22 protein-coding genes are annotated in these 21,228 nt (G+C 72.2%); 11 read left to right on the top strand and 11 right to left on the bottom strand.

Features of this window, described 5'->3' with window-relative positions; genetic code table 11:
* Positions 1-3 precede the first annotated feature (3 nt).
* The 4 genes from GD632_RS13835 to GD632_RS13820 all read left to right on the top strand — a co-directional run bounded on the left by GD632_RS13835 (position 4) and on the right by GD632_RS13820 (position 4,248).
* Positions 4-1,023, top strand: a complete 1,020-nt coding sequence (locus GD632_RS13835) for a TRAP transporter substrate-binding protein (RefSeq protein WP_152192803.1) — start codon at positions 4-6, stop codon at positions 1,021-1,023.
* Positions 1,024-1,264: 241 nt separating this feature from the next.
* Positions 1,265-2,284: a TRAP transporter substrate-binding protein gene (locus GD632_RS13830; protein WP_152192802.1), complete on the top strand. Its 1,020-nt coding sequence runs from the start codon at positions 1,265-1,267 to the stop codon at positions 2,282-2,284.
* 36 nt (positions 2,285-2,320) lie between these two features.
* Entirely contained in the window at positions 2,321-2,941 is a 621-nt protein-coding gene (locus tag GD632_RS13825) for a TRAP transporter small permease (protein WP_152192801.1), read from the top strand.
* Positions 2,938-4,248, top strand: a complete 1,311-nt coding sequence (locus GD632_RS13820; protein ID WP_152192800.1) for a TRAP transporter large permease — start codon at positions 2,938-2,940, stop codon at positions 4,246-4,248. The genes GD632_RS13825 and GD632_RS13820 overlap by 4 nt, the downstream gene beginning before the upstream one ends.
* Positions 4,249-4,445: 197 nt before the next feature.
* Here GD632_RS13820 and GD632_RS13815 read toward each other — a convergent pair whose 3' ends face one another.
* The 7 genes from GD632_RS13815 to GD632_RS13785 form a co-directional block, all read right to left on the bottom strand.
* Positions 4,446-4,817, bottom strand: a complete 372-nt coding sequence (locus GD632_RS13815) for a cation:proton antiporter (RefSeq protein ID WP_152192799.1) — start codon at positions 4,815-4,817, stop codon at positions 4,446-4,448.
* Positions 4,814-5,068, bottom strand: coding sequence for a monovalent cation/H+ antiporter complex subunit F (locus GD632_RS13810; protein ID WP_152192798.1), 255 nt, complete (start codon positions 5,066-5,068; stop codon positions 4,814-4,816). Before GD632_RS13810 ends, GD632_RS13815 begins: the two co-directional genes overlap by 4 nt.
* A complete protein-coding gene (locus GD632_RS13805) occupies positions 5,065-5,457 on the bottom strand; it encodes a Na+/H+ antiporter subunit E (protein ID WP_152192797.1) in 393 nt (130 codons plus the stop codon). Before GD632_RS13805 ends, GD632_RS13810 begins: the two co-directional genes overlap by 4 nt.
* Positions 5,457-6,950, bottom strand: coding sequence for a monovalent cation/H+ antiporter subunit D family protein (locus GD632_RS13800; protein ID WP_152192796.1), 1,494 nt, complete (start codon positions 6,948-6,950; stop codon positions 5,457-5,459). Before GD632_RS13800 ends, GD632_RS13805 begins: the two co-directional genes overlap by 1 nt.
* Positions 6,947-7,270: a sodium:proton antiporter gene (locus tag GD632_RS13795; protein WP_152192795.1), complete on the bottom strand. Its 324-nt coding sequence runs from the start codon at positions 7,268-7,270 to the stop codon at positions 6,947-6,949. The genes GD632_RS13800 and GD632_RS13795 overlap by 4 nt, the downstream gene beginning before the upstream one ends.
* Positions 7,267-10,134: a DUF4040 family protein gene (locus GD632_RS13790; protein ID WP_152192794.1), complete on the bottom strand. Its 2,868-nt coding sequence runs from the start codon at positions 10,132-10,134 to the stop codon at positions 7,267-7,269. The genes GD632_RS13795 and GD632_RS13790 overlap by 4 nt, the downstream gene beginning before the upstream one ends.
* A gap of 73 nt (positions 10,135-10,207) precedes the next feature.
* The gene (locus GD632_RS13785) at positions 10,208-10,561 is read right to left on the bottom strand and encodes a hypothetical protein (protein ID WP_152192793.1); all 354 of its coding nucleotides are present in this window, start codon (positions 10,559-10,561) and stop codon (positions 10,208-10,210) included.
* A gap of 65 nt (positions 10,562-10,626) precedes the next feature.
* On the opposite strand from GD632_RS13785, the gene GD632_RS13780 reads away from it, so the two are divergent.
* From GD632_RS13780 to GD632_RS13765, 4 genes are all read left to right on the top strand, one after another.
* A complete protein-coding gene (locus GD632_RS13780) occupies positions 10,627-11,856 on the top strand; it encodes an amidohydrolase (protein WP_152192792.1) in 1,230 nt (409 codons plus the stop codon).
* Between the two features lie 118 nt (positions 11,857-11,974).
* A complete protein-coding gene (locus GD632_RS13775) occupies positions 11,975-13,006 on the top strand; it encodes a glutathione S-transferase family protein (RefSeq protein ID WP_152192791.1) in 1,032 nt (343 codons plus the stop codon).
* Between the two features lie 111 nt (positions 13,007-13,117).
* Positions 13,118-13,465 (top strand): PadR family transcriptional regulator, encoded by a 348-nt coding sequence (locus GD632_RS13770; protein ID WP_152192790.1) that lies wholly within the window; start codon positions 13,118-13,120, stop codon positions 13,463-13,465.
* A gap of 17 nt (positions 13,466-13,482) precedes the next feature.
* A complete protein-coding gene (locus GD632_RS13765) occupies positions 13,483-14,235 on the top strand; it encodes a hypothetical protein (protein ID WP_152192789.1) in 753 nt (250 codons plus the stop codon).
* Between the two features lie 16 nt (positions 14,236-14,251).
* On the opposite strand, the gene GD632_RS13760 is transcribed toward GD632_RS13765, so the two are convergent.
* Entirely contained in the window at positions 14,252-15,943 is a 1,692-nt protein-coding gene (locus GD632_RS13760; RefSeq protein ID WP_152192788.1) for a serine/threonine-protein kinase, read from the bottom strand.
* Positions 15,944-16,033: 90 nt separating this feature from the next.
* Between GD632_RS13760 and GD632_RS13755 the strand changes: the two genes are divergently transcribed.
* A complete protein-coding gene (locus tag GD632_RS13755; RefSeq protein ID WP_152192787.1) occupies positions 16,034-16,369 on the top strand; it encodes a TlpA family protein disulfide reductase in 336 nt (111 codons plus the stop codon).
* On the opposite strand, the gene GD632_RS13750 is transcribed toward GD632_RS13755, so the two are convergent.
* Positions 16,362-17,462 (bottom strand): DNA glycosylase AlkZ-like family protein, encoded by a 1,101-nt coding sequence (locus GD632_RS13750; RefSeq protein WP_152192786.1) that lies wholly within the window; start codon positions 17,460-17,462, stop codon positions 16,362-16,364. The genes GD632_RS13755 and GD632_RS13750 overlap by 8 nt on opposite strands.
* Positions 17,463-17,597: 135 nt before the next feature.
* Between GD632_RS13750 and GD632_RS13745 the strand changes: the two genes are divergently transcribed.
* Complete coding sequence (locus GD632_RS13745; protein ID WP_152192785.1) at positions 17,598-17,969, top strand: GntR family transcriptional regulator; 372 nt, start codon at positions 17,598-17,600, stop codon at positions 17,967-17,969.
* Here the strand turns inward: GD632_RS13745 and GD632_RS13740 are convergent.
* A complete protein-coding gene (locus GD632_RS13740; protein ID WP_152192784.1) occupies positions 17,966-18,367 on the bottom strand; it encodes a MarR family winged helix-turn-helix transcriptional regulator in 402 nt (133 codons plus the stop codon). The genes GD632_RS13745 and GD632_RS13740 overlap by 4 nt on opposite strands.
* A gap of 163 nt (positions 18,368-18,530) precedes the next feature.
* Here GD632_RS13740 and GD632_RS13735 point away from each other — a divergent pair, with 163 nt between their 5' ends.
* Positions 18,531-20,354, top strand: coding sequence for an ABC transporter ATP-binding protein (locus GD632_RS13735; protein ID WP_152192783.1), 1,824 nt, complete (start codon positions 18,531-18,533; stop codon positions 20,352-20,354).
* Between the two features lie 91 nt (positions 20,355-20,445).
* On the opposite strand, the gene GD632_RS13730 is transcribed toward GD632_RS13735, so the two are convergent.
* Complete coding sequence (locus GD632_RS13730; RefSeq protein ID WP_152192782.1) at positions 20,446-21,216, bottom strand: HAD-IIB family hydrolase; 771 nt, start codon at positions 21,214-21,216, stop codon at positions 20,446-20,448.
* Between the last annotated feature and the right edge of the window lie 12 nt (positions 21,217-21,228).

Below are 21,228 nucleotides of genomic sequence, written 5' to 3'. Positions count from 1 at the left end.
CCGATGTCCCGACGACTCACGACCACTGCCGCGGCAGGGCTGACGGTGGTGGCCCTGGCCGCCTGCAGCGCCTCGCTCGAACCGGGCACGAACGAGGGCGACGTGCTCCACCTCGCCCTCAACCAGACCGAGTCCCACCCCTCCTACGTCGCGCTCGCCGCCTGGGCCGACCACATGGAGGAGGAGACGGGCGGGCGCTGGACCATCGACATCTACCCGAACGAGACGCTCGGGGCGCAGGCGGAGGCGATGCAGCTCGTCTCCGACGGATCGGTCGAGATGGCGATCGTCTCCGGCCCTCAGCTGGAGAACCTCAACCGCGACTTCATCGCGCTCAACCTGCCGACGACGTTCGACGACATCGACCACCAGATGCGGGTGGTGCACGACCCCGAGATCGTGGCCGCGTTGTACTCCTCGCTGGAGCGGACGAACAACGTCACCGTCCTGGGTGGGTTCACCCAGGGCGCGCGCAGCGTCTACACGACCTTCGGCCCGGTCGAGACCCCGGCAGACCTCGCGGGCCACAAGCTGCGGGTCCAGGAGTCCGAGCTCAACGTCGCGATGGCCCAGGCCCTGGGCGCCTCGGCCACGCCGATGGCCTACGGCGAGCTGTACACCGGACTGCAGTCCGGCGTCGTCGACGCCGCCGAGAACAACGAGGTCTCCTACGCCTCCCAGCGCCACTACGAGGTGGCAGCGCACTGGACGTACACCAACCACCTCGTGGGTCTGGACTACCTCATCATCAACACCGACATGCTCGCGTCGATGACGGAGGCGGACCGGGCGGTCTTCGAGGAGGGCTGGGAGCGGGCCCGGGCCCAGCACGTCGAGCTGTGGCTGGAGGCGACGGAGGAGGCCGTCGCCACGGCGGAGGCCGGCGGCGCGACCTTCCACGAGGTCGACGACCAGGTCTTCTTCGAGGCGCTCGAGCCGCTCGCCGACCGCTTCCTCACCACCGACGCGCAGTGGGAGATCTACGACGCGGCACGCGCCGCCGCGGCCGAGCCGACGGACTGACCAGGCCCCCGGTGTCACGGCCGTGTCACGGGCGGCAACTGGTGGCAACCGTTGTCGGCCTGGGTGCCGCACCTGAGTGAATGAGGCAACCCCGATCGGACCCCCGTCGGACGGCTCGCCTCATGACGAGGCACGGCACCGCCGCCCAGCCACGAGGCTGGACCCCCTCCCCACACTGCACGGCGCAGCGCCGCACGACCGGACGACGAGGTCACCCAGACCGAAGGACGGAACACACACCATGAAGCACCGGAAGAACACCGTGGTCATCGCCGGCGCGGCCGCTGCGACCCTGCTCCTCGCCGCCTGCGGCGGCGGCGACGAGGGCGGCGAGACCAGCGGGGGTGGCGACGGCCGCAGCATGCGCCTGGCGCTCAACCAGACCGAGGAGCACCCCTCCTACATCGCCCTCGACAACTTCGGCTCCTACCTGGAGGAGAACACCGGAGGCTGGGACGTCGACGTCTTCCCCAACGAGACGCTCGGTGCGCAGGCAGAGGCCCTCCAGCTCGTCTCCGACGGCTCGGTCGACATGGCCATCGTCTCCGGCACCCAGCTGGAGAACCTCAACGAGGACTTCGTCGTCTTCAACCTTCCCCGCGTCTTCGACGACGTCGAGCACCAGATGGAGGTCATCCACGACCCCGAGATCACCGGCGACCTCTACGCGTCGCTGGAGGAGTCGAACAACATCACCGTCCTCGGCGGCTTCACCCAGGGCGCCCGCTCGGTCTACAGCAGCGCCCCGATCGAGACCCCGGCCGACCTGTCCGGCCAGAAGATCCGGGTCCAGGAGTCCGAGCTCCACATCGCGATGGCCGAGGCGCTCGGCGGCGCCGGCACCCCGATGGCCTACGGCGAGCTCTACACGGGCCTGCAGTCCGGCGTCGTGGACGCGGCCGAGAACAACGAGGTCTCCTACTTCACCCAGCGCCACTACGAGGTCGCTCCCTACTGGAGCTACACCAACCACCTCGTGGGCCTGGACTACATGATCATCAACACCGACCTCCTCAACAGCATGTCCGAGGAGGACCGCGCGGCCTTCGACGAGGGCTGGACCGCCGCCCACGAGGAGCACACCGAGCTCTGGGCGGAGGCCACCCAGGAGGCCATCGACGGCGCCACGGCCGGTGGCGCCACCTTCTCCGAGGTCGACGACGCCGCGTTCGCAGAGCCCCTCGAGGCCCTCGCCGCGGAGTTCATCACCACGGAGTCGCAGCAGGCGCTCTTCGACGCGGCGCGCGCCGCGGCCCGCTGATGAACCGGCCGAGCCACACACAGCTGGAGGTGAATCGTGGATAGCGCCAAGAAGGTCCTGGACAAGGTCCTCTACTGGATCACCGTCATCCTCTTCGCGCTGCTCGTCGTCATCGTGGTCTGGCAGGTCTTCAGCCGCCAGGTCCTGGGTGACCCGAGCACGTGGACCGAGGAAGGGGCGCGCCTCACCTTCGTGTGGCTCGGCCTGTTCGCCGCGGCGTTCGTCTTCGGCGAGCGCGGTCACATCGCCGTCGAGCTCGTCGCCCGCAAGCTGCCCGTCAAGGGCGAGCAGGTGCTCGCGGTCCTCGTCCAGCTCGTCGTCCTGGCCTTCGCCGTCGTCGTCCTCGTGTGGGGCGGCTGGCGCGCGGCGGACAACGCCTGGCTGCAGAACCTCTCCGCCCTGCCGTTCACGCTCGGCCAGATGTACCTGGCCCTGCCGATCTCCGGCGTCCTCATCGCCTTCTACTCGCTGTACTACATCCACGGTCTGGTCCGCGGCACGCACAGCCCGTACCTCGAGCTCGAGGGCGAGGAGGCACTGGCCGCCAACCCCCAGATCCAGACCGAACGGCTCGACGCCAACCCCCTGCTCGTCGCGTCGGCCGACACCCCCGACAGCCCGGGCAGCTCCCCGGCCGGCCCGAAGACGGAGGCATGATGGACCCCGCGACCCTTGCCGGACTCATCCTCCTGTTCGGTGTCCTCATCGGCATCGTCTTCTCCGTACCGATCGCGATCGTCATCGGCACGGCGACCTTCCTCGCGGCGATCCCGCTCCTCGGCATGGAGCAGGCCGTGCTCGTCACGGCCCAGCGGATGTTCACCGGGATCAACTCCTTCCCGCTCCTCGCCATCCCGCTCTTCGTGCTCGCCGGCGTCATCATGAACAACGGCGGGATCGCGGCACGGCTCGTCGACGCCGCCAAGGTGCTCACCGGGCGCATGCCCGCCTCCCTGGCCCAGACGAACATCGTCGCCAACTCCCTGTTCGGGGCGGTGTCCGGTGCCGCCGTCGCGGCGGCCGCCGCCGTCGGCAACGTGATGAACTCCCGGATGGTCAAGGAGGGCTACGACCGCCGCTTCGCGGCCGCGGTCAACGTCGCCTCCGCCCCGTCCGGCATGCTCATCCCGCCGTCGAACACCTTCATCGTCTACTCGCTCGTGTCGAGCACGTCGATCGCGGCCCTGTTCATGGCCGGTGCGGTCCCCGGCTTCCTGTGGGCACTGGCCTGCATGGTCGTCGTCTACCTCTACGCGCGCAAGCAGCCGGGCAAGCTCAAGTCGCAGGACCGCATCTCCGTCAAGCAGGGGCTGCTCGTCGTCTGGCGCGCGGTGCCCTCGCTCCTCATGATCGTCATCGTCGTCGGCGGCATCCTCGGCGGGTTCTTCACCGCCACCGAGTCGGCCGCCATCGCGGTGGTCTACTGCCTCGTGCTGTCGGCGGCGTACCGGACGATCAAGGTGCGGCACCTGCCCGGCATCCTCGTCGACGCCGGCCGGACGACGGCGATCGTCATGCTCCTCGTCGCGGTGTCGACGTCGCTGTCGTTCGTCATGAGCTTCGCGCGGATCCCGGACATCATCTCCGACGCCGTCCTGGGCTTCACGGACTCGAGCGTCGTCGTCCTCATCCTCATGATGGTCATCCTCATCGTCGTGGGGACGTTCATGGACCCGACGCCGGCGATCCTCATCTTCGTGCCGATCTTCCTGCCGATCGTCACCGAGTTCGGGATCGACCCCGTCCACTTCGGTGCCATGGTCGTGATGAACCTGTCCCTCGGTGTCATCACCCCGCCCGTGGGGAACGTCCTGTTCGTCGGGGCCCGTCTCGCCAACCTCCGCATCGAGCCGGTCATCAGCAAGCTGTGGCCGTTCCTCATCGCGATCGTCGCGGCGCTCTTCCTCGTCGTGTTCGTCCCGCAGCTGTCGCTGTGGCTCCCCACGACGATGGGGCTCATGTAGCACCGGCACCACCGCACGCCCCGCCGGGGCCGGGAGGGCACCCGCCCTCCCGGCCACAGCGCTGCCCGGACCCGTCCGCAGCCCGGCGGCGGCGTCGCGACGGACGGGCGCCTCGAGCGGCGGCCGCCGGCCGGCGCTCACGTGTCGGTCCGGCGGGTCCGCGGAGGCGCCCACCTCGGGCCCCGCGGCCGGGCGGCTCAGGGCTGGCCCGGCTCCCTCGGCGGTGAGGTGTCGACGTGGCTGGGGTCGGTCGTCGTGATCTCGTCCCAGTGCACCTGCGGGCTGCGCTGGGCGTCGGTGAGGTACCCGGCGCGCGCCATCGCGCCGCCGCCCACGCCCGCCGTCGCGAGCTGGATGAGGACCGCGAGGGCCACCAGGACCGCGTTCCCCCAGCTCGGCTGGTGCGCCAGCGCACCGAGCAGGATGAGGACGATCGCCAGGCCGCCGGACATCGTCACGGCCGCCAGCCGCGCGTAGAAGTCGGGCATACGGACCAGGCCGAACGCGCCGATCGCGAACACGACGCCGCCGATCACCATGAGGACGTTCCCGACGAGGTCCCAGCTCATCGCTTGCCTCCCGTCACGAGCCGCGCCAGGGAGAGCGTGGCGAGGAAACCGACCAGCGTCGCGATGACGGCGATGGTGAAGGCGGCGTCGTCGTCGCGCATCGTGCCCACGAGGACGACCATGGCGACGAAGCCGTAGAAGACGAGGTCGGCCGACAGGGCGCGGTCGGCCGAGTCCGGACCCCGGCGCGCGCGGTACACCGCCGCGAGCATCGAGAGGACGACGACGATGAGGACGCCGAACGCGATCATCGGACCTGCTCCTTCCGCCAGTTCCCCACGCGGGGATGGTCGAGGGGTGCGCCTGACACCCTGGTCGCGCCGAGCAGCAGGTCCTCGAGCTTGTAGACGTCCCGGCGCAGACTCTCCGGGCTGTCGAGGTACAGGCCCTGGATCCACAGCGTCGGCTCCGGGCGGTAGAGCGCGACGGCGGCGGTCCCCGGGGTCAGCGTCACCATGTTGGCCAGGACGGCGATCTCGAGGTCCGTCTCGCAGCGCAGGGGCACCTCGATGAAGCCGCCGGAGATCGCGCTCGCCGGCGTCACGATGTCGATCCCGACCTCGACGTTCGCCCGGACGACCGCCCAGGCGAACCCGATCGGGAACCACAGGAACCGGCCGAGCCAGCGCAGGTATCGCATCACAGCACCGCCTCGAGGTACGCGCTGAGGTCGAGCAGTCCCGCGGCGGCCTGCTCGCTCAGCCCGAGCAGACCCTGCGCCCCCAGGCCGATGCCCAGGGTCGTGAGGGTGAGGACGAGCGCGGGCGCGATGAGTCCGGCACGGACCCGGGGCGGTGCCGCCACGGCCACCGCGCCCTCACCGCCGTACGTGCGCTCGCCCTCCGGGTCGGCGCCCCAGAAGGGACCACCCCAGATCTTGAGCATGGACATGAGGGTGATGAGGCTGACGACCACGGCGACGGTGAACGCCACCCACTCCCCGGCCTCGGCGGCGCCGATGAGCAGCGTGAGCTTGGCGACGAAGCCGGAGAACGGCGGCATGCCCGCCAGGGACAGGGCGGCGCCGATGAAGACGAACCCGACGAGCGGCTGCCGCCGCGCGACACCGCCGATGCGGGAGAGCACACCCGTGCCGTACGTGTGCTCGAGGGCACCGGTGGACAGGAACAGCGACGCCTTCACGATCATGTGGTGGATGAGGTAGAAGATCCCCGCTGTGAGCCCGATCTGGGTGAACAGGGCGACGCCGAGGAGGATGTAGCCGATCTGGCTCACCATGTGGAAGACGAGGATCGACCGTGTCGTGTCCTCCCCCACGGCACCGAGGACGCCGATGAGCATCGTCGCGGAGAACGCGACGATCCCGATCCACAGGTAGCGCTGGTCGCCCTCGAACACCGTGGCGTAGAGCCGGTAGATGGCGTAGATCGCCACCTTCGTGTGGAGGCCGGAGAACAGGGCGGTGACGGCGGGCGAGGTGAAGGAGTAGGTGCGCGAGAGCCACCCGTGCACCGGCACCACCGCCGCCTTGACGGCGAGGGCCGCGAGCATGACGCCACCGGCCGCCGCGACGAGGCTGGACTCGCGGGCGGCACCGACGAGCTCACCGATGTGCACGGTGCCCGCGACGCCGTAGACGAGGCCGACGCCCGCGAGGTAGACGGTGGACGTGAGGAGGTTGACCGTCACGTACATCCGACCGGCCCGGCGCCGGCGCCAGCCGCCCGTCGTGGCGATGAGCCCGTAGGAGGGCAGCAGCATGACCTCGAGGAAGACGAAGAGGTTGAAGATGTCGACGGTCATGAGGGCGCCGTTGACGCCGGCGGCCAGGATCGTCACGAGCGCCGGGAAGAACGGTGACTCGTCCTGCCGGACCGCCACCGCGAACCACGCGGACACGAGCACGAGCAGCGACGTCGTCGTGAGCATGAGCGCGCTGAACACGTCGACGGCGAAGGGGATCGACACCCCGACCGGCCACAGCGCGACGTCGTGCGCCAGCACGGTGCCGTCGTGCGTCGCCCACACGAGCAGGGCTCCGGCGACGAGGGCGAGGGCCGGGACGGCGAGCATGACGGCGACGCGCACCGGCCTGCTCGGGATGACGGCGAGCAGGCCGCCCGCGAGCAGCGGGACGGCCACGAGGAGCGGGAGCAGCGCAGCAGTGGTCACGAGTCGTCCTCGATGTCGTCGTCCTCGGTGTCGTCGTCCTTGTCGGCGGCCGCGAGCGTGAGCATGTAGACGGTGATCGCGAAGCTGATGACGATCGCGGTGAGGACGAACGCCTGGGGCAGCGGGTCCGCGGCGGCGTCAGCGTCCGAGGTCCCCAGGAACGGGATGGCACGGTTCGCGGTGACGCCGGCGGAGATGAGGAGCAGGTTGACGGCGTGGGACAGGAGCATGAAGCCCAGGACCACACGGACCAGGCCGCGCTGGAGGATGAGGAACACGCCCCCGGCGACGAGGATCCCGACGCTGATCGCCAGGGTCATCGCTCACCTCCCTTCTCGGCGGCCGGCACGGCCCGGTCGTGCTCGCCGGACGCGGCAGGCTCGTCCTTGCCCGGCCCGGTGCGGGGTTCTGGGCGGACCTCGGCGCGCACCGGGCGGTCGGCGACACCGACCGAGTCCGTGCCGAGCTCGCGCAGGGCCGTCAGAAGGACCCCGATGACGGCGAGGTAGACACCGACGTCGAAGACGAGCGCCGTCGTGAAGTGGTAGCTCCCGCCCCACGGGAGCGGGATGTCGGCGTGCAGCGGTCGGAGGAAGGACCCGTCGACCAGCCCGAGCAGGCCCGACCCCACGCCGACGACGATGCCCGCCGAGATGAGGGCCTTGGCCGGGAGCCGGATGGTGCCCTCGGCGCTGTTCGCCGAGGTGAGGTAGTGGAGGGCCGCGCCCGCGCTGCCGACGAGGGCGGCGATGAACCCGCCGCCCGGGCGCTGGTGGCCCGTGAAGAGGAGGAAGATCGAGAAGGCCAGCACCAGCGGCCCGACGTAGCGCGCGACGGTCCGCATGATGAGGACGTTGTCCCGCGAGCGGTAGATGACCTCGCGGGCGTGCTCGACGAGCTGCGGCAGCCGCCAGAACGGAGCGAGCCCGCTCGTCCGCAGGACCGCGATCATCGCGAGACCTGCCACGCCGAGCACGGTGAGCTCACCGAGGGTGTCCAGCGCGCGGTAGTCCACGAGGATGACGTTGACGATGTTCGTGCCACCCGTGTCGGAGTAGGTCTCGTCGAGGAAGTACTGGGAGACCGGCGACCGCTCCCGCCGACCGGTGAGCGTGTAGACGCCGAGGGCCGCGCTCAGCCCCGCCGCCACCGCGATGGTCGCGGTGGTGACCGTGCGACGGGGCGGGGTGGGGAGGAACTTCTTCGGGAGCCGGCGGAGCACGAAGACCGCCACGACCACCGTGAGGATCTCGACGAGCAGCTGCGTGAGGACGAGGTCCACACCGCCGACGACCTGGAACCACATCGCCACCGTGAAGCCGGTGATGCCCACCAGCGCGAGGGCGGAGAGCCGGGAGCGGACGCTGACCGCCGCGAGCACGGAGACGAGCAGCAGGCCGACGAGGAGCCAGTCGACGGGTCGGGTCACGTCCGCGCGGTACTCCGGCACCTCGGGACGTGCGACGACCTGGGCGGCGGCGATGAGGACGACGACGGCGACCGTCGAGCCGAGGAAGGGGGCGAGCGAGTCGGTCCGGGTCAGGTCACCGGTCCGCCGGCCCAGCACGAGGACCCGGTCGTAGAGGGACTCGAAGACGCGCGTGCCAGCAGTGGGGAAGAGCTTGCGGCCCAGCGCGCGGTCGACCCGGGAGCGCTGGTGAGCCAGCACCGCGCCGGCGGCGATGACGATGCCCGACATGACGAGCGGGAGGTTGACGCCGTGCCACAGCGCGAGGTGGGAGTCGTAGCTCTCGCCCAGCGTGTCCTGGACGGTCCGCGAGACGAGCGGGTCGAAGGCGGCGAGGACGCCGACGGCGACCGCACCGGCGAGCGAGGCGACGGCCGGCGGGAGGAAGAACAGGACGGGCTCGCGTCCTGCCCGCTCGCCGCCCGGACCACCGAAGGCGCCGTGGACGATCCGGAAGGAGTAGGCGAACGTGCCGACCGAGGCGGCCACGGCGAGGACTGCGGCAGCGGCACCGAAGGCGCCGGGCAGGTCGAGGTAGGCCTCGAAGAGGCCTTCCTTGCTCACGAAGCCGGCGAGCGGCGGGATACCCGCCATCGACAGGGCGGCGAGCAGGGTGAGGACGGCGGTGACCGGCATCGCCCGCCGCAGGCCCCGCAGCTCACGGATGTCTCGCGTCCCGGCCCGGGTGTCGATGACACCGATGAGCATGAACAGCGCGGCCTTGAACATCGCGTGGGCGAGGGTGTGGACGGCCGCCGCGGCGAGCGCGGTGGGCGTCCCGACCCCGATGACGGCGACGATGAGGCCGAGCTGACTGACCGTCGAGTAGGCGAGCAGCTCCTTGAGGTCGTGCCGCTGGAGGGCGAAGACCGCGCCGAGGAGCGCCGTGACGAGGCCGAAGGAGACGAGGAGGACGGTCCACAGCGGCACGCCGGCAAAGGCCGGGGAGAACCGCATCGCTAGGTAGATCCCCGCCTTGACCATCGTCGCGGCGTGCAGGTAGGTGCTGACCGGCGTGCTCGCCGCCATGGCGTCGGGCAGCCAGTAGTGGAAGGGGAACTGCGCCGACTTCGTGAAGACGGCGAGGACGACGAGCCCGACGACGACGAGGAGGAAGGTCTCGTCCTGCCGCCACGAGGGATCGGCGAGGATCTCGCTCAGGACGGTCGTCCCGGTGCGCACGACGAGCATGATCACCGCCGCGAGGAGCGCGAGGCCGCCCAGCGCGGTGACGATGTACGTGCGTACCGCGGGTCGTGTCGCGCTCGTCCCCGAGATCCCGATGAGGAAGAACGAGCAGATCGTCGTGAGCTCCCAGAAGACGAACATGACGATGATGTCGTCGGCGAGCACGAGTCCCTGCATGGACGCGGCGAAGGCCACGATGAAGAAGTAGAAGCCGGTCCGCCGCCCGGGCGGGAAGTACCGCGAGGAGTACAGGAGGACGAGCGCGCCGACGCCGAGCACAAGCACGGTGAACAGCCACGCGGTTCCGTCCATCCGCAGCCGCAGGGAGACGTCGATCGCCGGCATCCACGGCACGACCTCGACCCGCGTCTGCCCACCCCACACGCCCGGGCCGGCGCCGAGCACCGGGACGAGCAGACCGATGAAGAGCGCGGCCAGCGGCCAGCCGGCGTTGCGGCCGAGCAACCGGTCCAGGAAGGGGGTGAGCAGTGCCGCGACTGTGAGGGCAGCCAGGAGCACGACGAGCATCTTGCGAGTCTTTCACGAAGGGGCGACCCCGTGCCCATCGGCCCCGCCTGCGGTGAGGGGGCTCACAGCGCGGTCAGCCCATGAGGCCACCGATCCAGGAAGCCACGCTGACGACGAAGGCGTAGACGCCGACGGCGAGCGCCGCCGTCGCCGGCCAGCGCGGCACCGCACGCTGTCCGAGGGCGACGATGCCGAGGACCACGGCGCCGACGGCGAGCACGAGGGTGAGGAGCAGCCAGACCGAGGTGAGGACCTCAGGGTTGGTCGACGCCGGCTCGGCGATCGCGTAGACCACCTGCCAGGCAGCCAGGACGGCGGCGACCGCGAGCCCGATCCATCCGAGCCGGCCGCCTCGGCCCGAGGCTTTCACCCCCGCGCTGCCCGCGGTGTCCTCGCTGCTCGGCGCACCACGATCACTGGCCCGCATGGTGCCTCCTCGCCTGCGGCTGAGCCGCCGTGGATGGACGTTCGCTCCAGTGATACCACTGAGGGATGACATCCACACCCGCTCCCCGCCGCACCCGCACCGACTCCGTCGCCGTCACCGGTGGCTACGTCGTCCCCGTGGACGGCGTCCCGATCGAAAACGGGACCGTCCTCGTGCTCGACGGCGTCATCGCGGCCGTCGGTGCCGACGTCGAGATTCCCGGTGGTGTGCGCGTCGTCGACGCGAGCGGCTCGTGGGTGCTCCCCGGTTTCGTCGAGTCGCACGCCCACATGGGCGTGAGCGAGGAGGGTGAGGGCTGGGCCGGCGCGGACGTCAACGAGATGACCGACCCCGTCGGAGCTGGGCTGCGCGCGCTCGACGCGATCAACATCGAGGAGGAAGGGTTCCGGGACAGCCTCATCGGCGGGGTGACCTCCGCCGTCGTCAAGCCCGGCTCGGGCAACCCGATCGGCGGCCAGACGGTCGCCATCAAGACGTGGGGCGGACGCACCGTCGACGAGCAGGTCATCCGCGAGCGCGTCTCGGTCAAGTCGGCGCTCGGGGAGAACCCCAAGCGGGTGTACGGCGACAAGAAGGCGCTGCCCTCCACGCGCCTGGGCGTGGCCAAGGTCATCCGCGACGCCTTCGTCGCCGCTCAGAACTACGCCGCCAAGCGTGACCACGCACTGGCCGAGGGCAAGCCGGTCGAGCGGGACCTCACGCTCGAGACGCTAGCGGCGGTGCTCGACGGTGAGCTGATCTGGGACCAGCACACCCACCGCCACGACGACATCGCCACCGCGATCCGGCTCGCCGAGGAGTTCGGCTATCGGCTCGTCGTCAACCACGGCACCGACGGCGCCCGCGTGGCGGACGTCCTCGCCGAGAAGGGCGTCCCGGTGATCTTCGGACCGATGTTCACCAGCCGCTCGAAGGTCGAGCTGCGCGACCGCGACATCGCCAACCTCGCGCGGCTCGCCGAGGCCGGGGTCAAGGTCGCCATCACCACCGACCACCCGGTCGTCCCGATCAACTTCCTCGTCCACCAGGCCTCGCTCGCGGTCAAGGAGGGGCTGGACCGGGAGGTCGCGCTGCGCGCGCTGACGATCAACCCGGCCGAGATCCTCGGGCTGGAGGACCGCGTGGGGGCGCTGCGCCCGGGCCTGGACGGCGACGTCGTCGTCTGGTCCGGCGACCCGCTCGACGTCTTCTCCCGCGTCCAGCGCGTGCTCATCACCGGCACCGAGGTGTACTCCGCCGAGCTCGGGGTCCACGAGCGCAGCGAGCGCTTCTGAGGACGCCGGCGGCCCGCCGCGACGATGCGTCGTCCCTTCCACTCGCCCCGGGGTGACGGAAAGGGCGACGCCCGATCGGGAAGGGCGACGCAACGCGGACGGGGATACGGTCGTGGGCATGGACGACGCGCACTCGACCGCCGGCAGCTACGTGACCTCCGGGCAGGAGTTCACCCGCGACACGAACTACATCACCACGCGTATCACCCGCGACGGCGCGGAGGGCTACCCGGTGCAGGCCGGTCGCTACCGGCTCGTCGCCGCACGCGCCTGCCCGTGGGCGAACCGGACCATCATCGTGCGCCGCCTGCTCGGCCTGGAGGACGCGATCTCCCTCGGCCTGCCCGGGCCCACGCACGACGCCCGCTCGTGGACCTTCGACCTCGACCCCGGTGGTCGTGACCCGGTGCTCGGCATCGAGCGTCTCCAGGAGGCGTACTTCGCGCGCTTCCCCGACTACCCGCGCGGGATCACCGTCCCGGCGATCGTCGACGTGCCCACCGGGCAGGTGGTGACCAACGACTACGCCCAGATCACCCTCGACCTGTCCGCGGAGTGGCGCGAGCACCACCGCGACGGTGCCCCTGACCTCTACCCGGAGCACCTGCGCGAGGAGATCGACGCCGTCAACAAGCGCGTCTTCACCGAGGTCAACAACGGGGTGTACCGCTGCGGCTTCGCCGGCTCCCAGGAGGCCTACGAGAAGGCGTACGACCGGCTGTGGACCGCCCTGGACTGGCTCGAGGAGCGGCTCACCGGCCAGCGCTACCTCGTCGGCGACACGATCACCGAGGCCGACGTGCGCCTGTTCACCACGCTCGTGCGCTTCGACCCGGTCTACCACGGGCACTTCAAGTGCAACCGCACCAAGCTGAGCGAGATGCCGGCGCTGTGGGGCTACGCCCGCGACCTCTTCCAGACCCCCGGCTTCGGGGACACGATCGACTTCGAGCAGATCAAGCAGCACTACTACGTCGTCCACACCGACCTCAACCCGACCCAGATCGTGCCCGTCGGCCCGGACCTCGGCGGCTGGACCACCCCGCACGGCCGCGAGGAGCTCGGCGGGCGTCCCTTCGGCGACGGCACCGCTCCGGGGCCGGTCCGCGAGGACGAGCGGGTCGACCCCGCGCACACGCCGCTGCGCTGAGCGCGGCCGGAGGCTCCGCGCGCCGGTCCCGAGCGCGCGGCGCGCCCTCCTCGACACGTACTCAGGCTGTCTCCCTAGACAATCTGACTAGTTAGTGTCACTATCTACTCCATGAGCGCGACCCCTTACCGCAGCGAGTGGCTCCGCGGAGTCCTCGAGCTCTGCGTGCTCCGCACCATGACCGGCGGCCCCACCTACGGCTACGCCATCGCCGCCGAGCTGGCGGAGGCCGGCTTCGGCGACATCAAGGGCGGCACGCTCTACCCCCTGCTCGGCCGGCTCGAGAAGAGCGCGCTCGTCACCGTCGAGTGGCGAGCCGGCGAGGGCGGCCCGGGCCGGAAGTACTTCGCCCTCACCGACGCAGGGCGCGAGGCCCTGGAGCAGGGCACGAGCCAGTGGCGCGTCTTCGCCGCCACGGTCGGGTCCCACCTGTCCCCCACCCCGGCCGCGAGCCGGTGACACATCAAGGAGAGACCATGGAGAGCACAACGAACGAGGTCTGGCACCGGCCCTTCGTCAAGGAGCACCAGCAGTGGTGCGACGACCTCGTCCTCGAGCTGCGGCTGCGCGACGTCCCGGGCCCGATGATCGGGGACCGCCTCGGCGAGGTCGAGGCACACTGCGCGGAGACCGGGGAGAGCCCGGCGGAGGCGTTCGGCGACGCGACCCAGTACGCGCGGCAGCTCGAGAGCGGCCCACCGCAGCGCGACACGGAGTCGTGCATGACCGCGGTGACCTCTGCAGGCCAGGCGCTGGCGTTGCTCGTGGGCACGGCGGCGGTGGGCCCCTGGGCACGGGGCGAGGAGCTGTCCTTCAACGCCGTCCAGCTCGGGGCGCTGGCCGTGTTCGTCCTCGTCCTGCTCGCCCTGCCCGTCCTCCTGGGCCCGCTCGTGCGCCGGCCGTGGAGCGTCGGCGTCCCGGTGCTCGGGCTGGCGACGCTCGCCGCGATCGGGTCGGCGGTCGGTGACCGGCTCGACCTCCCGGCGCTGCTCACGCTGCCGCCCGCCGCCGTCACCGTCGGGCTGTTCGTCGTCGTGCTGGTCATCGCGGTGCCCAAGCACCGCGGACTCTCCCGCGCGGTCGACGACTCGCGCATCCCCTCCCCGCTGGCCCCCGCGTCACCGGAGTCATCGGCGCGCACGGTGCCGCACTGGGCGCCGCTCGTCCTCTCCTACCTCGTCCCGGCCGCCTACGTGCTCCTAGGGGCTGTCATCTGGCTCACCGCCTGAGGTCCTCGGGGACCGCTCACTGGTAGGTGATGAAGTGCGGCACGGGGTCGACCTGGGAGATGGTCTGCTCCGGGGTGAGCATCGGGAAGTCCTCGTCGTAGAAGTTCTTCCACCCCCACCACTCGATGTCCGGGCCGTGCTCGTGGAGCGTGCGCCACGTGTCCTGCTTGGCGCCCTGCCCGCCCTGGCCGTCGGCGTGGACGAGGACGGCGAGCTCGCTGCGCGAGAGGTCCACCTCGGGCACGGTCTGGATCATCCGCACCTGGAACTGGTGGAGGACGAGCATCTTCTGCGGCAGGTCCCGCTCCCGGGTGAAGTCGGCGAGCCAGTCGACGACCTCGTTGACCTCCTCCGCGGTCACCGAGCCGATGCGCACCATGTGCTGCTCGTCGGGCCCGAGGTTCCACTCGGGGTCCAGCGCGAGGCCCACGTGGGGCAGCTCGAGGAGATCGGCGTAGAGCTGGGCCTGCTCGAGGAAGGACGAGCGGCCGGGCTGGAGGTCGAGGACGACGTACTGGCCGGCCTCCCCCGCCGCCTCGACCAGCGGACGCAGGTCGTCGGCGGGCCACTCGTTGGAGTAGTTCCCGTCGGCGCCCGCACTGGAGGAGGCGACGGTCGCGATGATCTCGAGCGCCGGGACGACGGTGTCGTCGACGAGGTCCTCGTAGGGCTGGGCGTGCTCCTGCGCGCGGGCGATCGTCGCCTCGGTGCCCTGCTCGCCGAGCACCCCGAGCGCGGGCGTCACCGGGCTGCCGTACAGCGCGACGTACCGCTTGCCGGGGAACACGAGCTGGCCGCCGCCGGGAAGCTCGACGCCGCTCGCCGCCGTCGCGGCGCGCCAGCCGAGGGTCTCCTCGTCCCCGAAGGCGTCACCGAGGCCGACGACGTGCTCGGCGCCCGCCTCGCTCACCGCCGTCACCGACTCGCTCGTGGCCCGCGGGTCCCCGCCGGGGACGACGACGACGTCCGCGCCGGCAGCGCGCGCCGTCGCGGTGGCCAGGAGCTCCTCCGGCGCGCCCGTCGTCAGCGCGAGGGTCCCGGTCACGGGTTCGGGCAGCTCGGTGGCGGGCAGCGTGGCGTCGTCGGCGGGCTCCGTCGTCGCCTCGTCCGTGCCGCTGCCGGTCGGGTCGTCGCTCGCCCCGTCGGCGGCCGGGGCGAGCGGCGTGATCGCTCCGCGCTCGAGCCCGACGACGGCGGACACCTCCTCGCCGTCGGCCACCTCCACGGCCTCCCCGGCAGGCAGGCCCAGACCCTCGGCGAGCGCGGCGTCGTCGGCCGGGGCGGGCACGGCGACGACGTCCCCCGCCTCCTCCGGCACGGCGGCGTCACCGACCGTGACGACCCAGCCCGTGCCCAGGCGGCCGAGCTCCTCGGCGAGGGCGGCGCCGCCGTCGTCGAGAAGGACGGGTGCGCCGAGGGCGAGGCTGACGCTGCTCGCGCGCAGGTGGGTGGCGGGCTCGGCGTCGTCGGCAAGGACGGCCACGGGCGCCTGCGCGAAGAAGGTACGGCTCGCGGCGAGGGCGAGCTCACCGTCGGCGCCGGTGAGGACGACCGCGGTGCCGTCGGGCTGCTGGACCGAGCCGCGCTCGGGGCTCTCCTCGGCGGTGGGGGTCTCGGCGTCGTCGGGGCCGTCCTCACCGGAGCAGGCGGCGAGGAGAAGGCACACGGTCGCGGCGAGGGCCGCGGCGCGGGTGGGACGGCGGGTCACGTGGGAGCCTCCAGGGTCGGGTGCCCGACCACCCTACGTGGGGCGGTCGGCCACGGCGCGGGGCGGGCGGCGGCTCCGTAGACTCGGGCGGTGACCTCCTCCCCGCTCACCGCCGACGCGCTCGGCCTCACCGGACCGCTCGGTGAGCGGGCCACGCTGCTGCAGATCTCCTCGGGCTTCTGCGCACCGTGCCGGGCGGCGCGGGGTCTGCTCGCGCGGGTCGCGGAGACGACGCCCGGGGTCAGGCACGTGGACGTCGACGTCGCGCACGACACCGAGCTCGCCGCCAGGCTGGAGATCACGCAGACACCCACCGTCGTCGTCCTCGACGCCGCGGGTACGGTCGTCACCCGCTACGAGGGGGTGCCGCGGCTGGCGGCGGTGCGTGAGCTGCTCGACCGGATGACGCCGGCCGTCTCTAGCTGACCTGCACGGTCGCGCGCAGCGGCCGCTGGAGCAGCTCACCGAGGCGGCCGACCTCGGCCTCGAGCGCAGGCATGGGCGGCGAGCCTGCGTCCCCGGACCAGGTGACGGTGACGTCGTCGGCCCTGGTCGTCCACGTCCCGGTGACGACGCCGCCGGCGACGACCACGTTCGCCCCTCCGGTGACGGCGGGGCGGTGAGCCGGCGGGACGACGTGCGCGTCGGCAGTGCCGGGGCCGAGCACCCACTGGTCGTGGCCCGGCAGGAGCCGCACGACGTCGGTGGGCCGCGCGGCGGTGAGGTCGTCGACGTCCTCGGCGAGCACGACGACGGGCTCCCCGTCGACGTCGACGGTGACGGCGTCATCCAGGCTGTCGAGCCAGCGACGGACCCGGCGTCCGGCCCCCAGCCCCTCCCCCAGCCAGTACCGCAATCGGTCGGGCCCGGCAGGGCCGTAGCCGCGCAGGTAGGCACGCACCGCACGCGGCCCGGCGTCCTCGAGGTCGGGCAGTCCGGGCCAGCGGGGGTTCGCCTCGAGGCTCGCGAAGGTGACACGGCTGCCGCGCTCGGGGCCGAAGCACAGGACGCCCTGCCACGCGAGCGGCTTGAGCAGGGTGTCGTTGCCTCGGGCGATCGACGCGTGGAGGTGGGCGAACCGCGGGGTGGCGGCGACGGCGTCAGCGAGCTCGGCGCGGGTGAGCGGGCCACCGGTGAGCGCCTCGCGGACGGCGTCGCGCAGGGCGGGCCAGTCCCCCGGCGCGAGCTCGTAGTACTCCTGCCAGCTCGGCAGCTCCCACATGCGGCTCGCCGTGCGCAGCGCGAGGTGGACGGCGGCCTGCTCGGGGGTCATGAGATGGGTGGCCCCGCGGAAGGCGTACGTCCTGACGAGCCGCCCGTCGGCCAGGGCCGCGGAGAGGTCACCGGACTGCGACCGCTGCAGGCGCAACCGCACCGCGAGCTCTGCGGCACCGAGGTCCTTGGCGACGACGGCGCCGAGCCGGTCGACGACGTCGTCCACCGTCCCGCTCCCCGCGGCGGGGACGAGGAGCTGTCGGCGCAGGCGCCAGGCCAGCGCCTGCGCCCAGGTCAGCGACATGGCAGCAGGGTAGGGCGCCGACGCTCGGCGCGGAGGGCGAACCGGGGGTGGGCGCAGGGCGCCGGCGACCCCTAGCCTGTGCACCATGCCCCTCGACGCCACCGCACCCGGCCGTCCCGCGCGGATGGGTGCCGCATGACGCTGCGCCTCGACGCCGCGTCCCCGGAGCCGCCCTTCGCCCAGCTGCGTGCCCAGGTCACCGCGCAGATCGGCGACGGCACGCTGCGCCCTGGTGACCGGCTGCCCACCGTGCGGGCGCTCGCGGACGAGCTCGGCATCGCGCCCAACACCGTCGCGCGGGCCTACCGCGAGCTCGAGGCGGACGGCCTCCTCGTGGGCCGCGGCCGCGCGGGCACCTTCGTCACCGACCCCGTCGCACGCGGCGAGTCGGACGACGACCACACGGCCGCCGAGCAGGCCGCGGCGACTTACGCGGACACCGTCCGCTCGCTCGGGCTCGACCCGCGGGAGGCGCTCGCCGTCGTCCGCCGGGCGCTCGGCGTCTAGTCGACCAGGCGTCGCAGCAGGGTGGCGAGCTCCTCGCGCTCGCAGGCGTCCAGCCGACCGAAGAAGTCCTCGGCCGCTGCGCCGCGGAGCCGGTCCGCCGCCTCGTGCACCGCGCGGCCCTCGTCGGTGGCGACGACGAGCACGGCCCGCCGGTCGGCCGGGTCCGGCTGCCGCGCGACCAGCCCGCGGGCCTCGAGGGAGTCGACGACCTCCGTCGCCGAGCGGGGCGCGATCCGCAGGTGTGCGGCGACCTCGCTGAGCCGGGCGCCGTCGTGGCCGCAGACGGTGCGCAGCGCGCGAGCCTGGTGCGGGGACAGGTCCCAGTCCTCCAACGAGGACCACATGCGGCGGCGCAGCGCGCGGCTGGCGTGCATGAGTGCTTCGCTGAGGTCGGCCATGGCGCCAACAGTAGCGCGGACCCACATAGTGAGGTAACCTCGCTATTGCGTGCGGCGCGACGGCCACGGTGAGGCATCGCCGGCCAGTCCCGCGCCCCGCCCCTGAACCGGTCCGACGGCCCCCATCCCCCGCCGTCGCCTTCGAGAAAGCGAGGTGGCGCTCATGTCGAGCCCCTCCTTCCGCCCCCACGGCCCCGTCCGCCGCGACCCGGCCGACACGGCCCAGCTCGAGTCCCACCCCGTAAGCCTGCGGCGCATCGCCGCGCTCTTCGCGCCGCACCGGCGCCGGCTGCTCCTCGTCGTCGGGCTCATCGCCGCGAGCTCCGTGCTCGGGCTCGCGACGCCCTTCCTCACCCGGCACGTCATCGACGTCGCCCTGCCCGAGCGGGACGTGCGCCTGCTGCTCCTCCTCGTCGGCGCGATGCTCGTCGTCACCGTCGTGACGGCAGCGCTCGGGGTCCTCCAGACATGGATCTCCACGGACCTCGGCCAGAACGTCATGCACCGGTTGCGCACCGACGTCTTCGCCCACCTCCAGCGCCAGCCGATGTCCTTCTTCACCCGTACCCGCGGCGGCGAGGTGCAGTCGCGCCTCACGCACGACATCGGCGCGATGCAGTCCGTCGTCACCGGCACCGCCACCGCGGTCACGGCGAACGTCACGACGGCGATCGCGACGATCGTCGCCATGGTCGCGCTGAGCTGGCAGCTCGCCCTGCTCTCCCTCGTCGTCCTGCCGCCCGCCATCTGGCTCACCCGCCGCGTCGCGCAGATGCGCCGCGAGGTGACCGCACAGCGGCAGAGCGCACTGGCCGCCCTCCACGGGCAGGTCGAGGAGTCGCTGTCGGTGAGCGGCGCGCTGCTCGCCAAGACGCTCGGCGCCGGCCCGGAGCTCAGCCGCCGCTTCGCCGACTCCTCCGCCGAGCTCGTCGACCTCGAGCTGCGCTCCGAGCTCGCCGGCCGCTGGCGGATGGCGACGACGAGCGTCATCTTCTCCGCGATCCCCGCCCTCATCTACCTCGTCGCGGGGCTGCCCGGTTCCGGCGACATCACGATCGGCACGCTCGTCGCGTTCATCGCCCTCCAGTCCGGGCTGTTCCGCCCGCTCATGGGCGTGCTCAGCACCGGTGTCCAGGTCACCGCGTCGCTCGCGCTGTTCAGCCGGATCTTCGAGTACCTCGACCTGCCGGTGGAGATCGCCGACCCTCTCTCGCCGGTGGCGCTGCCCTCCGGCGGGGACCCCGGTGCCGTGACCTTCGCGGACGTCACCTTCCGCTACCCCGACGCGGACGCCGACGCCGTCACCGACCTCGACCTGCACGTCCCGGCCGGCACCCGGCTGGCCCTCGTCGGGGAGTCCGGCGCCGGGAAGACGACGATCGCCGGCCTCGTCGCGCGGCTCCAGGACCCGACGTCCGGTCGCGTCCTGCTCGACGGCGTCGACCTGCGCGACCTCAGCCTCGCCGACCTCGCCTCCCAGGTGGGTGTCGTCTCCCAGGAGACCTACCTCCTGCACACGACCGTGCGGGAGAACCTGCGCTACGCGCGCCCGGAGGCGACCGACGAGGAGATCGAGGCCGCGGCCCGCGCCGCCCAGGTGCACGACGTCATCCTCGCCCTGCCGCGCGGCTACGACACGGTGGTGGGCGCGCGCGGGCACCGCTTCTCCGGCGGGGAGAAGCAGCGCCTCGCCATCGCCCGCACGCTGCTGCGCGGCCCCCGCGTGCTCGTCCTCGATGAGGCGACCAGTGCGCTCGACACCCGCACCGAGCACGCCGTCCAGGAGGCGCTCGACGTGCTGAGCCGCGGCCGCACGACGATCACCATCGCCCACCGCCTGTCGACGGTCCGCAGCGCCGACCTCATCGCGGTGATCGACCGGGGCCGCCTGGCGGAGCTGGGCAACCACGGGGAGCTGGTCGCCCGCGGCGGGCGGTACGCGGCACTCGTCGCGGCCGCGGAACGCCGGCCGGCCCTCGTCCCCTGACCTCCCGCACATCGCAACTGGTGAGTTCGACGACGCCGGCAGGCGCTTACCACGTCGTTCAACCCACCAACTGCGCAGTGGGTGGACCTCGTTAGGCGTGCGTCGGCTCGAGGTCGGCGACGAGTCCTCGGACGGTGCGTGCGGTGTCCTCCCAGCCGTCCACCGCGACGCACGGGACGCCCATCGCCTTGACCGGGTAGTCGTTGCCGCCCTCGTCGAGGCGGTCGCCGACGAAGAGCATGTCGGCGAGGTCGATGCCGGTGTGCTCGGCCAGGCGGGTCATCCCGTAGGCCTTGTCCACGCCCTGGCGGGTGATGTCGATGGACGTCGAGCCACCGGAGCGGACCTCGAGCTCGGGCAGCAGCGGGGCGAGGGCGGCGCGCAGCCGCTCCTTCTTCTCCCCCGTCGGGTCCCAGGCGCGCTTGGCCTCGAGCGGCGCCCGCTGACCGAGGGCGGAGAAGGTGATCTGCGAGCCGCGGTCCTCGAGGACCGGGCCCCAGGACTCCTCCTCCCACAACCCCAGCCGCCGGGCCTCGCGCTCGAGCACCGCCAGCGCCTCGGCACGCTCCTCGGCGGTGAGGTCGTGCGCGTAGACCTCACGGAGGTCGCCGCCGTCGTCGTAGCGGTAGTAGCGCGTGCCGCAGGTGGGCATGAGGTGGAGACGCGAGCGGGCGTCGTCGTCGAGGTCGAGGCGGTCGGTGACCTGCGTGGTGAACTGCTCGAGCTGCCCGCCGGAGATGATGCACACCGGCACGACGGCGAGCAGGGCGGTGAGCGCCTCGGCCATCTCCGGGTGGATCGGGGACTTCGAGGGCGTGAGGGTGTCGTCGAGGTCGAAGGCGACCAGTCGGGCGGCAGGCATCGGCTCAGGATA

It is taken from the genome of Georgenia satyanarayanai, from assembly GCF_009193135.1.
In the GTDB taxonomy this organism is placed as follows: Bacteria; Actinomycetota; Actinomycetes; order Actinomycetales; family Actinomycetaceae; genus Oceanitalea; species Oceanitalea satyanarayanai.
This window is presented reverse-complemented; position numbering and strand designations above follow the sequence as displayed.

Excerpts from the sequence above, each read along its gene's own strand:
- GD632_RS13815 (WP_152192799.1), bottom strand. The coding sequence starts at position 4,817 with ATGAGCTGGGACCTCGTCGGGAACGTCCTCATGGTGATCGGCGGCGTC.
- GD632_RS13745 (WP_152192785.1), top strand. The coding sequence starts at position 17,598 with ATGACGCTGCGCCTCGACGCCGCGTCCCCGGAGCCGCCCTTCGCCCAG.
- GD632_RS13780 (WP_152192792.1), top strand. The coding sequence starts at position 10,627 with ATGACATCCACACCCGCTCCCCGCCGCACCCGCACCGACTCCGTCGCC.
- GD632_RS13735 (WP_152192783.1), top strand. The coding sequence starts at position 18,531 with ATGTCGAGCCCCTCCTTCCGCCCCCACGGCCCCGTCCGCCGCGACCCG.
- GD632_RS13835 (WP_152192803.1), top strand. The coding sequence starts at position 4 with ATGTCCCGACGACTCACGACCACTGCCGCGGCAGGGCTGACGGTGGTG.
- GD632_RS13750 (WP_152192786.1), bottom strand. The coding sequence starts at position 17,462 with ATGTCGCTGACCTGGGCGCAGGCGCTGGCCTGGCGCCTGCGCCGACAG.
- GD632_RS13770 (WP_152192790.1), top strand. The coding sequence starts at position 13,118 with ATGAGCGCGACCCCTTACCGCAGCGAGTGGCTCCGCGGAGTCCTCGAG.
- GD632_RS13790 (WP_152192794.1), bottom strand. The coding sequence starts at position 10,134 with ATGCTCGTCGTGCTCCTGGCTGCCCTCACAGTCGCGGCACTGCTCACC.
- GD632_RS13830 (WP_152192802.1), top strand. The coding sequence starts at position 1,265 with ATGAAGCACCGGAAGAACACCGTGGTCATCGCCGGCGCGGCCGCTGCG.
- GD632_RS13785 (WP_152192793.1), bottom strand. The coding sequence starts at position 10,561 with ATGCGGGCCAGTGATCGTGGTGCGCCGAGCAGCGAGGACACCGCGGGC.
- GD632_RS13730 (WP_152192782.1), bottom strand. The coding sequence starts at position 21,216 with ATGCCTGCCGCCCGACTGGTCGCCTTCGACCTCGACGACACCCTCACG.
- GD632_RS13805 (WP_152192797.1), bottom strand. The coding sequence starts at position 5,457 with ATGCGATACCTGCGCTGGCTCGGCCGGTTCCTGTGGTTCCCGATCGGG.
- GD632_RS13740 (WP_152192784.1), bottom strand. The coding sequence starts at position 18,367 with ATGGCCGACCTCAGCGAAGCACTCATGCACGCCAGCCGCGCGCTGCGC.
- GD632_RS13765 (WP_152192789.1), top strand. The coding sequence starts at position 13,483 with ATGGAGAGCACAACGAACGAGGTCTGGCACCGGCCCTTCGTCAAGGAG.
- GD632_RS13775 (WP_152192791.1), top strand. The coding sequence starts at position 11,975 with ATGGACGACGCGCACTCGACCGCCGGCAGCTACGTGACCTCCGGGCAG.
- GD632_RS13810 (WP_152192798.1), bottom strand. The coding sequence starts at position 5,068 with ATGATCGCGTTCGGCGTCCTCATCGTCGTCGTCCTCTCGATGCTCGCG.
- GD632_RS13795 (WP_152192795.1), bottom strand. The coding sequence starts at position 7,270 with ATGACCCTGGCGATCAGCGTCGGGATCCTCGTCGCCGGGGGCGTGTTC.
- GD632_RS13820 (WP_152192800.1), top strand. The coding sequence starts at position 2,938 with ATGATGGACCCCGCGACCCTTGCCGGACTCATCCTCCTGTTCGGTGTC.